The organism is Desulfobacula sp. (assembly GCF_030611305.1).
Classification (GTDB): Bacteria; Desulfobacterota; Desulfobacteria; order Desulfobacterales; family Desulfobacteraceae; genus Desulfobacula.
Genome location: NZ_JAUWQB010000113.1, coordinates 1 through 9,149, shown reverse-complemented (window position 1 = coordinate 9,149; position 9,149 = coordinate 1). Strand labels below are relative to the sequence as shown.

Annotated in this window: 12 protein-coding genes; 2 read left to right on the top strand and 10 right to left on the bottom strand. The window is 39.2% G+C overall.

Annotated features, from left to right (window positions below; all coding sequences use genetic code 11):
• Positions 1 to 76 precede the first annotated feature (76 nt).
• Genes hslV through QAI40_RS15690 form a run of 5 tightly spaced genes read right to left on the bottom strand, consistent with a single transcriptional unit; the run spans position 77 to position 3,799 of the window.
• Entirely contained in the window at positions 77 to 616 is a 540-nt protein-coding gene (gene hslV, locus QAI40_RS15710) for an ATP-dependent protease subunit HslV (RefSeq protein WP_299981530.1), read from the bottom strand.
• Position 617: 1 nt separating this feature from the next.
• Complete coding sequence (xerA, locus tag QAI40_RS15705; protein WP_299981528.1) at positions 618 to 1,514, bottom strand: site-specific tyrosine recombinase/integron integrase; 897 nt, start codon at positions 1,512 to 1,514, stop codon at positions 618 to 620.
• Positions 1,504 to 2,091: a uracil-DNA glycosylase gene (locus QAI40_RS15700; protein WP_299981526.1), complete on the bottom strand. Its 588-nt coding sequence runs from the start codon at positions 2,089 to 2,091 to the stop codon at positions 1,504 to 1,506. Before QAI40_RS15700 ends, xerA begins: the two co-directional genes overlap by 11 nt.
• 8 nt (positions 2,092 to 2,099) lie before the next feature.
• Positions 2,100 to 3,299: a bifunctional phosphopantothenoylcysteine decarboxylase/phosphopantothenate--cysteine ligase CoaBC gene (coaBC, locus tag QAI40_RS15695; protein ID WP_299981524.1), complete on the bottom strand. Its 1,200-nt coding sequence runs from the start codon at positions 3,297 to 3,299 to the stop codon at positions 2,100 to 2,102.
• Positions 3,299 to 3,799, bottom strand: a complete 501-nt coding sequence (locus tag QAI40_RS15690) for a hypothetical protein (RefSeq protein WP_299981522.1) — start codon at positions 3,797 to 3,799, stop codon at positions 3,299 to 3,301. Before QAI40_RS15690 ends, coaBC begins: the two co-directional genes overlap by 1 nt.
• A gap of 323 nt (positions 3,800 to 4,122) precedes the next feature.
• Here QAI40_RS15690 and QAI40_RS15685 point away from each other — a divergent pair, with 323 nt between their 5' ends.
• On the top strand, positions 4,123 to 5,379 hold the full coding sequence (locus QAI40_RS15685; protein ID WP_299981520.1) for an ATP-binding protein: 1,257 nt from the start codon (positions 4,123 to 4,125) through the stop codon (positions 5,377 to 5,379).
• Positions 5,380 to 5,488: 109 nt separating this feature from the next.
• Here QAI40_RS15685 and QAI40_RS15680 read toward each other — a convergent pair whose 3' ends face one another.
• Positions 5,489 to 6,835 (bottom strand): ATP-binding protein, encoded by a 1,347-nt coding sequence (locus QAI40_RS15680; RefSeq protein ID WP_299981518.1) that lies wholly within the window; start codon positions 6,833 to 6,835, stop codon positions 5,489 to 5,491.
• Positions 6,836 to 7,219: 384 nt separating this feature from the next.
• Between QAI40_RS15680 and QAI40_RS17235 the strand changes: the two genes are divergently transcribed.
• Positions 7,220 to 7,411 carry a toxin-antitoxin system TumE family protein gene (locus tag QAI40_RS17235; protein WP_442875406.1) on the top strand — a complete coding sequence of 64 codons (192 nt, stop codon included), beginning with the start codon at positions 7,220 to 7,222 and terminating at the stop codon, positions 7,409 to 7,411.
• Positions 7,412 to 7,430: 19 nt separating this feature from the next.
• Here the strand turns inward: QAI40_RS17235 and QAI40_RS17230 are convergent, their stop codons facing one another.
• The 4 genes from QAI40_RS17230 to QAI40_RS15665 form a co-directional block, all read right to left on the bottom strand.
• Complete coding sequence (locus QAI40_RS17230) at positions 7,431 to 7,721, bottom strand: type II toxin-antitoxin system RelE/ParE family toxin (RefSeq protein ID WP_442875405.1); 291 nt, start codon at positions 7,719 to 7,721, stop codon at positions 7,431 to 7,433.
• Positions 7,718 to 7,951: an addiction module protein gene (locus QAI40_RS15675; protein ID WP_304511807.1), complete on the bottom strand. Its 234-nt coding sequence runs from the start codon at positions 7,949 to 7,951 to the stop codon at positions 7,718 to 7,720. The genes QAI40_RS17230 and QAI40_RS15675 overlap by 4 nt, the downstream gene beginning before the upstream one ends.
• A gap of 133 nt (positions 7,952 to 8,084) precedes the next feature.
• Positions 8,085 to 8,432 (bottom strand): HVO_A0114 family putative DNA-binding protein, encoded by a 348-nt coding sequence (locus tag QAI40_RS15670; RefSeq protein WP_304511806.1) that lies wholly within the window; start codon positions 8,430 to 8,432, stop codon positions 8,085 to 8,087.
• Positions 8,413 to 8,745: a toxin-antitoxin system TumE family protein gene (locus QAI40_RS15665; protein ID WP_304511805.1), complete on the bottom strand. Its 333-nt coding sequence runs from the start codon at positions 8,743 to 8,745 to the stop codon at positions 8,413 to 8,415. The genes QAI40_RS15670 and QAI40_RS15665 overlap by 20 nt, the downstream gene beginning before the upstream one ends.
• Between the last annotated feature and the right edge of the window lie 404 nt (positions 8,746 to 9,149).

Genomic DNA, 9,149 nt, shown 5'->3' with positions numbered 1-9,149 from the left:
ATGGGGTCAGGCTTGCTTTGTTGTCGTTATTTTTCAAAATAACGACAACAAAGCAAGCCTGACCCCAATTATACAATTATAGTTCTTCCACAGTGATATGATGATTTGTATAGATACACAAATTGGCAGCTATCTTCATGGCTTTTTCTACAATTGTTCTTGGTTCCAACTTGGTATTTTCAAGCAGGGCAACTGCGGCTGACTGGGCAGAGGTACTGCCCGAACCAATACTGATCACCCCGTCATCGGGTTCAATCACATCCCCGTTGCCGGATAACAGATAAGTGTTCTCCTTATCCACTGCGATCATCATAGCCTCAAGACGTCTTAAATATTTATCCATTCTCCAGTCCCGGGCAAGTTCCACACACGCCCTTGTCAGACTTCCGCTATATCTTTCCAGTTTTTGTTCAAGTTTTTCAGACAGGGTCAATGCATCTGCCGTGGCCCCTGCAAAACCGACTATAATCTTGTCATTATAAATTCTTCTGACTTTTCTTGCTTTGTGTTTTGTGACAACACTTCCCAACGTCACCTGCCCGTCCCCTGCCACAACAACTTTGTTTTTATGCCTTACAGCAAGAATAGTTGTTCCGTGAAATATTTCTTTATCCATATCAGCTCCTTGGATGCGCCTTGTCATATACCTGCATTAATCTGTCCATACTCACATGAGTATAGATCTGAGTAGTGGATAAGCTTACATGCCCCAAGATTTCCTGAATCCCCCTTAAATCCGCACCCGAATCCAGCATATGCGTTGCAAAGGAATGACGCAGCATATGGGGTGAAACAGGCAGATTCAACTGGCACTCCCTTACTATTTTATCAAGTATCCTTCTTATGGACCGGGAACTTAATCGTGTAAAATTCTTATTCACAAAAACCGGAATAAACTTTTCTTTCAAAGATGCCCTGTAATCTGTTACGGCCTTCAAGGCTCTTTTGCCAACAGGGACAACTCTTTCCTTTGAGCCTTTCCCAAAGACTCTAATCATTTGACTTTTAAAGTCAATGTCCTGGATATTCAGGCCTTCCATTTCAGACACACGCATGCCCGTGGAATAAAAAGTTTCAAACATGGCAAGATTTCTCTTGTCAAACCAGGTCTCTGTCTTGATGGAATCCAGGAGTTGAAACAGATCATCAATGGTTAAAAATTTGGGTATGCTTTTCTCAAGCTTAGGAAAAGGCACCGAGTCTGCGGGATTTATCTTCAGCTGTCCCGATTTAACAAGATATTCAAAAAATGCCTTAAGTGAAGACAGCTTTCTTGATACTGTCCTTTTAGATTTGCCTGATCTCACAAGATGGGCAAGAAAGCTTCTGACAGCATCCTTATCAAGCCTGTTCAGATACGCCGGAAACAATTTCCGGTATTGAGTATCGTCCAGTTTTTGATCTTCCAGAAAAAATTGAATAAAATATAAAACATCAGCCCGGTATGCCCTGCATGTATGGACGGAATACCCTTTTTCAGCCATGAGTGTATCAATAAAAGTATCAAGAACCATCTTTCAATCCTGATAATTTCATCACAAGTTTCATATCCTCCCAGACCTGGCGTTTGTATTCAGGTTGTTTTAAAAGCAGGGATGGATGAAAAGTGGGCATAACTTTAATTCCATGATATTCATGAAACTTTCCCCTGAATTTTTCCAGGGGCTGTTTAATATTCAATAAAGATTGGCCGGCCCTTGTCCCAAGAGTAATGATAACTTTGGGAGAAATAGTTTTTATTTTTTTATAGACAGATCTTGCATCACCTGCATTGCAGATAAAAACTGAATCGGAAGTGAGCTTCATGGCCCCGATAATCTTGATTAAAAGCGCCCCGCCCTCCCCTTTAAAAAAACCGGCTTCACTATCTATGATAAAAACATCTGCGGTTTCAGGACCTTCAAAAGAAAAAGTGTCCTGTGCCCGGCTTATACTACCCCAATTGTTTATCAAGGCTTCAGATTCTTCTGAAATGTCAAGAAAAGTATTCCCTGCTTCTTTTTGACCGGATAGATATTGTGAAAAATCTTTTATCACCCGGATAAACTCTGTCTTTATTGAATCCGGATCATTTTGAACATCTGCACCCATTTTAAAATCTATCCCATTTTATCAATAATATGATCGATCAGGATATCAGCCACCTTGCCTTTTTCCATCAAAGGGATATCGAATGATGAGCCATTCTTAAAAAAAAGTTTTACCTTGTTGGTATCTGCCTTGAATCCCGAGTCTGTTGATCCCACAATATTGGCAGCAATCATATCAAGATTTTTCTTTTGCATTTTCATTAATGCATTTTTTTCAAGATCGTTGGTTTCTGCAGCAAACCCGACCAGGAACTGATTCTTTCTTTTTTTTTCTCCGATAAGTTTTAAAATATCAGGATTTTGGATCATTAAAATGGAAAGATCTTTATTATTGTCTTTTTTCTTTATTTTACTTGTTTTAGGTTCTACTGGTTTATAATCAGCCACGGCTGCGACTTTGATAATAATATCAGCCTGATCAAGGCCGGCAAGCATTTGATCGGCCATTTCTTCACAGGTTACCACATCAATACACTCAACACCCGCAGGTGCTTCAAGGCTGACAGGGCCTGACACCAGTGTCACCTGCCCTCCTCTTTTTTCCGCCGCCCTGGCAATGGCATATCCCATTTTCCCGGATGAATGATTGCTCACAAATCTGACAGGGTCTATGGCTTCAACCGTGGGGCCTGCTGAAACCAGGATTTTTTTGCCGTTTAAATCCTTTTTGGTAAGCATGGCCTCAACCCTGTCAAAAATAAAGCCAGAATCAGGCAGTCTTCCTGTTCCCACAGTTTTACATGCCAGCACACCTGAATCAGGATCAAGGATCTGCCATCCGTCCTTTTCAAGAATATCAAGGTTTCGCTGTACGCGGATATTCTGGTACATATCCGTGTTCATGGACGGACAGATCATGACAGGGCAGGTTACCGCCAGCAATGTTGTGGACAATGCATCATCTGCAATACCATGGGCAAACTTTGCAATGGTATTTGCGGTTGCCGGTGCAATAATGGCAGCATCCGCCCTTGCTGCAAGATCAATATGCTTTATGGAAGAATCGGTATCAAAAAATAGATCCGATAATACCGGATTTTCAGACAATACCTCAAAAGTGGTTTTACCGACAAATTTCTGGGCACTGCCGGTCATGATCACATTGACATTGGCTCCGGCCTTTTTTAACAGCCTTAAAAGCTCAACCGCTTTATATGCGGCAATTCCCCCTGTAACCCCAAAAAGAATATGTTTGTTTTGAAAGTCCATTATTCTATCAGGTTTGACCCGGAAAGACCTGATCCTCCTGTAATAGTTGGCGCCACACCCACCTCAACATAGGTATATATCTGCTCGTCCCGGATGGTTATAACCGAGGTTCTTGAAGGTTTTTGAAAAACCATGATGGTGATACCGGGAGACTTGATCTGGCTGATAACAGTCCAATTGTCTTTTGCCATATTATTATTAAAGAAGTTAAACAGAGATTGTCTTTCCACCCTGCCCTTAAGTGTAATGAGGCCTGACGTAAACCCGGGTGTCAATATAACAACGGTCCTGTTTTTTACGATTGAAAGCTCCATGGGGATTAATACATCTTCAAAATCATAATAAACCGCTGTGGTTTCCCTTGACTTGGGCTGATCGGCAGATGAATCTTCTTCCGATTTTGGTGACGAACCAAGACCGAAACACCCGGAAATCAAAAATCCCAGCAACACAACGACCACTATAGTCACAACGGATTTGATATTATATTTTGCTTTCATTTTTCCTCCTAAAAGCCAGTGGTTTAAATTTTCTTTAAGACTCATATCTTCTAAAACTATTTGTCCCAAATGTCAATTGTGTGATTTGAACGTTGTCGTCTGCAATTTTTGGGTTGAAAGGATCATCCGTTGCAAAGTCCATAACAATAGTTTGCTTTAAGCTATAATTTAAGGGGTATCAATCCCGACCCTGTGGGGGTATATTAAAAATAGGAGAAGGCGTTGTTAAGGAAACTGCCATGCTCCTTGAAAAGGATATTCTGGACTGAATTTACCATAGAAATTTTAATTGACATTTCAAAATTTTATGGTAAATATATATTATGCATTTCAAAAATAGAACAATAATTCCTTACATTCCGGAAAATTTTGATGTTTTTTCCATTGTTTCTATAACCGGTCCGAGACAGTCCGGAAAATCCACACTAATCAATCATTATATTGGTGGAGATGAAAACTGGCGCTATTATTCACTGGATGACAGGGAGCTGCTTCTTAGAATCAAGGATGATCCCGGGCTGTTTATTAAAACCATTGACAGCAGCATAGCCATTGATGAGGCGCAGAAAGCCCCGGAACTGTTTCATTCGTTAAAGTTGCTGGTAGACGGCGGATTTAACAATCAGATACTGCTATCTGGTTCTACAAACTTTTTGCTGCTCAAATCTATCACTGAATCGCTTGCCGGAAGGACCGGAAGACTGGAGCTTTTGCCATTTTCTTTATCAGAAGCGCTGGAACTTACATCAAACAAATTTATTCGCACAATTATTTCAACAGATACGATTGATACCTTATTCAAGACTGTCAGCAGTACCTTTGGCCAGGTGAGTGATAAGGAACTGCTCAGCTTTATTTTGTCTGGCGGGTACCCTAAAATTCATAACCTGAAAACCAGGCAGGCAGGATTACTATGGTTTAAAAATTATGTCAGCACTTATATTGAAAGAGACCTGAGGGACCTGGCCCAGGTCGGTGATATTGATACATTTCAACACGTATATCGGCTTATTGCGTTTTATTCCGGAAATATCATGAACATGTCTGCCATTGCCGGTAATACAGGGGTGTCGGTTCAGACCATAAAAAGATATATTTCCATATTGCGCACTTCGTTTCAGAGCACTGTGCTTTCCTCTTATCATATGAACCAGAAAAAACAGATTACAAAATCACCAAAATTATTTTGTTTTGATACTGGTTTGATGAATTATTTTTTAAAAAACACCAGCATAGAGAATATGATGAACTGCATGCAATGGGGTGCAATTCTTGAAACCCATGTTTTTACTGAGATATATAAAGAAATAATCAACACTGTTCAAGGGGCTTCTGTATATTACTGGCGTACAAATAACGGTGCTGAGGTCGATTTTGTCATTGAATATCAGGATAAATTGATCCCCATTGAGGTTAAGGGCGGAGTGCAGGTCAAAAAGCAGTCTCTTCGTGGTATGAAGAGCTTTATTGCATCCCAGACAAATAAGAGGGTGCCCTTTGGCATTGTTCTTTACAGGGGTGACAATGTAATTTATCTTGACCGGAATATTATAGGTATTCCTTTAACTTCAGTTTTTTGATGGGGCTTTGCTTTTAGAGGAATACCCTAAAAAATAACGTTTAAGGTCACGCGTAATTGCTGACTATCCGTCACCTTTAATGATCTCAAACTTATTGTGCGCTTTTGCACTAGTGAGACATTAACCATTCAAGGTATTCAAAAATACGCCCGGCTAAATAGAACGGAAGGTTCAATAATATAAAATCTTTCCCGTTTAAGGTTTTAATTTGATTAATTTCTAACTGACCGGAATATATTCTCACTGCATAATTGTGTGGTGCGCGGTCGATAAACTGATGTAATGAACGAAGCCTGCCCGTTGCACCGGCTTTTACTTCAACGGGTATTATCATGTTTTTGAATTGTATGAGAAAATCAATTTCAGCGCTGGACTGGTTTTTTTCCCTGCTCCAGAAATTAAGTTTATACAGCGGGGATGTATCACAAGTTAAAAGTTCCTGGCCTACAATATGTTCTGCTATTTTACCTTGATAAATAGAATCAATATCTTTTGTTCCAAACAGATCTTTTTGAAATCCGGCAAAATAATTGAGCATGCCTGTATCGAGAACCTGAAGTCTTGGAGATTTTTTGATGTTTGGCAGCAATGGAGGCTCAACAGAGGATGAAGGATATAAAAGATAAATCAACATTGCTTTTTCTAACACTTTTAATGCTTCACCCATTTCCCTTGACTTATAATTGGAATTTCCGAATCCCTGAAATTTTATTCTATTTCCGGCCTCATAAAATGCAGTTGAGATGGCATGCCTTATGACTTGTGCCATTGAATGATTTCGTGCATATTTTTCAACATCATCAAGATATGAAACAATTAAGCCATCAAATAAATTATTCAATGCAAGGATATCTTTTTGTTCTGAGTATTTTTGGACAATTTCCGGCATCCCACCGATGATTGAGTAAATATGAAAAAGTTTCATTAATTTATCATGAGCAAAATCGGGCACAGGTATAGTATTATTAATGATATCCAGACTGCTTTTCTCGTCTAATGCATTTAAAAATTCTTTAAAATTTAATGGTTTCATCACAAGATACTCAACTCTTCCTACAGGGAAACTGATATGAGTATCGATAAGGGTTTCTAAAAGAGACCCCGCCGCAATGATATAAAGATCCGGGAAAATTTCATAAAAAAACCGCAGGTATGAGACAGCTGAAGGGCAAGCCTGAATTTCATCGATAAATATGAGAACCTTACCATTCCCTCTCACCTGATCTTTATAAAAAAAAATTGCCCGAATCAATTCGTCGATTGAATATTCTTGTTCAAAAATTCTTTTCTCTTCTTTCAGTTCAAGATTAAGATAAATATATTGATCAAATAGATTTGAAAACATGTTCACAGCCGTGGTTTTACCAACTTGTCTTGCCCCTCTCAGAATCAGGGGTTTTCGGCCGTTAATTTTTGCCCAGGCAGACAGCTTTCCTATTATATCTCTTTTAAACATCGTCTCCTTAGTTGATCATAAAATATAAATTTGTTAAAGTATTGTTATTAAATAAGGGATATTGTTTAGTTTTTTTGACATAAAGTCAATCATAAAATTATTATTTTGTGTAACAAAATAAACTATTTTTGAGAGCTTCTTTGTATCGCTTTAACGTGTGAAGCTCAGGTGAGAGTGATCGAACTCCTTGTTCCGCCTTATGGAATATAGCTTTGACAGCATTTTATACATCCTTTCAAGGGGTGTTTTGCCTACCGTCAAATACCGGGTAGCATTATGATTATGAGATGTCACATGCGTTCTTTGAGGTTCTGTCTAAGTGAAACATTAGAGCGATTGCAAAAGGATTGTAATGAGTTGCAGGGAGTTGAATTGTGCTCGTAAATGAATATTTTCAAATATGATATGGCACCGCATCACCAGGAAGTTAAGACATTTCCTCATCATAAACATATTCATTCAAATAATGTCATTGAGGCATCCATTCCTGCTTTTGCGCAAGTATTAAACGAAATCAGTGATTATTACAAAGACAAATTGCCAGGTTGCATAGCTCATAACTACCAAAGAGAATAAGCTTCTGTTAGTTGATTCCCTACTCTCTATTTATCCAGTATTCCGGCTTACGATGCCCATGTGCTATAGCAAGAATCCACAAAGTTTCTCCTCGAATCATGTACGCTATATAGTATGGAAAGACTTTTAGATTGACGCGATGGTAACTTCGTTTTCGGAGTCGTGAAACAGTTGGATTGCTTAAAATCCAATTGATATGCTGGTCTGCTTCTTCTTTAAACTTTAATCCTAATCCAGACTGTTGTTCTTCATAATAAGCTATTGCATCTTTCAATTCCTCAAATGCCTGCTGGAGTATTACGATATTCATAATATAAACAGTTGTTCAATTTCTTTAATTGCTTTATTGTAATCAATACCAGTGGCTTTCCCCTCATCAACAGCACGGACCCTATCCATTATCTCTTCTTCCCATGCAGATTCAATATCAGTATCCAAAGATCTGCTATCAAGAAATAAGAGAAATCGGACTATCTCTAATCGTTCCCGTTTGGGCAGCCTTATTAATCCTTTTGTTATCTCTTCAAAATTTTGCTGCATTGGTTTTCTTTCCCCTATTTTTTTGTTGTTTCAAACCATATCTAATAACTCTTCCCTTAATTTGTAAACATACAACTCGTAACTCGTTTCATCCCTCCCTAATTTCTAATTTCCACTTTCAAGTAGTGAACGGCTATGCCGCATGCAATAAAAATTCAACTTTAACAGCTTCAAATGGAAAAACGATGCGTCTATCGTCAGTGTGAATAAGTATTCCGGCGTTTAGAAGTGCTGTAACATCGCCGTGAACGGCCTTTACATCACGTCCAATGAGCCGAGCTGCTTCTCGAATTGATACAGGACCTGCTCCGCACAGAACCTTAAGCAATCCCCAGCGCTTTTCGGTTAAAACCCGCCAAAGCAACTCAGGAGACGCAAAGGAAATGCGTGCGGACTTTTGGGATTTCCCTGTTTTCCAAGCCCGTGTAAAATCTGCCATTGAATCGGCAGGATCCCGTACATTAAGAGTTACGATTTTCATGGTTCCACCTCTCAACATCATTCTGGAAATCAGCGATCAACTGCTCCGGTGTCGTGAAAATGTAGACACCTTCTTCCCCAACGAAATGTCGGTGATCGCCCTTTCCGGTCTCATTATCATAGCGCAAAACGCATTTGCCACGTACGACATACGCAAGCCTGTATTTGAAGTCGTGCAGAGATCCATCCAGTGGCTTTGGCAGCCGCCATAATACCAATTCCGCAAATGCCGATTCAGAATAGATGATATGTGTGCAAATGAGTTGAATGGCTTTCATGTTGGAAATAATATCAACATTATCATCCGTTGTCAATTACTCCAACAATTAAAAAATTCAGCGGTGATCATAAGGCCGAACCCCCAAACCCCGCCAATACAGTACTCCTTCCATTCATATCAGAAAAACCCGTATCTGGAGCTTGAGGCAGTTCTTTCATTTCTTAAGCAGGCGGCCATAAAGGAGTAACACTAATGTTAAAGTATTCTGTGCACATATTGTAATGGATGACCCTGCCACCAGGCAACGTGAGTTTAAAGCCCTGTGGCTGATTAGCGGTTCTGTCCTTCAATCACTACTAAAGGGTGTTGAAACCATTCAAAATATAGCAGAAATATAATATCCCTATTAAATTTCACCCAATTTTTCAATTTTTTTTTGCTCATATCGTTTGCTATTTCACCTGATTTTGTTTTTAGCCTTTTAAAATCTCATATTAG